Origin of the sequence: Corynebacterium sp. LK33, assembly GCF_014334955.1 — a bacterium.
Taxonomy (GTDB): domain Bacteria; phylum Actinomycetota; class Actinomycetes; order Mycobacteriales; family Mycobacteriaceae; genus Corynebacterium; species Corynebacterium jeikeium_D.
Genome location: NZ_PDGU01000004.1, coordinates 1 through 883 on the forward strand (window position 1 = coordinate 1; position 883 = coordinate 883).

At 56.6% G+C, this 883-nt stretch carries 1 protein-coding gene; it reads right to left on the reverse strand.

The genetic code is table 11. The features are described 5' to 3' along the window. Positions 1 to 842 (reverse strand): helix-turn-helix domain-containing protein (locus CRD20_RS11265; RefSeq protein WP_187404675.1); only part of this gene is annotated, 842 nt, incomplete at its 3' end. Positions 843 to 883 lie beyond the last annotated feature (41 nt).

The window sequence follows — 883 nt, forward strand, 5'->3', positions numbered from 1 at the left end:
GTCCAGCGTTTTCCACGTGGCTTGGGCACCCCTGCGAGAAGCGAGCGGGGTTTACGCCCTGGCCGGGTAGTCCGGCAGGACTTTTCAAACACAAGTTCTTTGCGCAAGCTGCCTGCCCCTTGTACGTAAAGGGCCTGGTAAATCGACTCGTGGCTAATAGTCATGGACGTATTATCACCCCACAGTGCAGCCAACCTGTCACTGGCCTGACGCGGCGAGGCGCCACGGTTGAGCAGACCAACAACCTGGGCGCGTAAGAATCGATTGTCATCGAGTTTGCGCGGCTTTGGGCGAGCAAGACGCCCGCGGCTGGCCTGATCAGCGTGATAGGCATCGTAGATACCATCGACGCTGTTGCGTGCGATTTCACGACTGATAGTGGATTGACTACGACAGACTATCTGGGCGATACGCCGGTGCGAATGCCCTGCTCGCAGGCAATCGGCAATAAGTAAGCGTTCGGCCAGCCCTAGCCGCCGACCAGTACCAACACGAGATACATCACCAGGTGTTATCCGACTGCGGGTATTCATAGTGGTTAAACTAGCCCGCCGGTTATACACCGTGGATGTGCACACCCCGGCCTGCGCAGCAATCTCGGCAACACTATATGTGCCGGCCATAAGCATCTCGTAGATCACGCGATGCTTATGCATCATCGAGACCTTCGGGTAGTGCGATTGGTGCTGGATCTCAATTCCGGCTTGTCGCGCCCACCGCCTGACTGTTGGTGAGGGTATCCCTAACTCACGTCCAACTGCGCTTGCTGATGCCCCGTTGGCGATGTGTTCAAGCGCAATCGGTTTGATGGCACTGTATTTCGTTCGGCGGGTTTGCTTCACTACTTCTCCTGGTCGAAAGTGGTGATGCATTCACCGCCTGA